At 49.5% G+C, this 398-nt stretch carries 1 pseudogene; it reads left to right on the top strand.

Annotation, left to right across the window (positions count from 1 at the left end):
* Positions 1 to 9: 9 nt before the first annotated feature.
* Positions 10 to 398: pseudogene (gene nifH, locus L692_RS0110585) on the top strand (nitrogenase reductase); the annotation flags it as partial.

The following is a 398-nucleotide window of genomic DNA, read 5'->3' as shown; positions in this document are numbered from 1 at the left end:
TCCGGCGAAATGATGGCTATGTACGCTGCCAACAACATCGCTCGCGGTATCCTGAAATACGCTCACAGCGGCGGCGTTCGTCTGGGCGGCCTGATCTGTAACAGCCGTAATACTGACCGTGAAGACGAACTGATCATGGAACTTGCACGCCGTCTGAACACGCAAATGATCCACTTCGTACCTCGTAACAACGTCGTACAACATGCCGAGCTGAGAAGAATGACAGTTACTCAATACAACCCTGAGCATGCACAAGCTAACGAGTACAAACAACTGGCTGAAAAAATCCTGCACAACGAAATGATGAACATCCCGACTCCGATCGAAATGGACGAACTGGAACAACTGCTGATCGAGTTCGGTGTGGTTGAAGACGAAGAAACAGCTCTGAAGAAACT

This window comes from Paenibacillus forsythiae T98 (genome assembly GCF_000520735.1).
Taxonomy (GTDB): Bacteria; Bacillota; Bacilli; order Paenibacillales; family Paenibacillaceae; genus Paenibacillus_AQ; species Paenibacillus_AQ forsythiae.
This window is presented reverse-complemented; position numbering and strand designations above follow the sequence as displayed.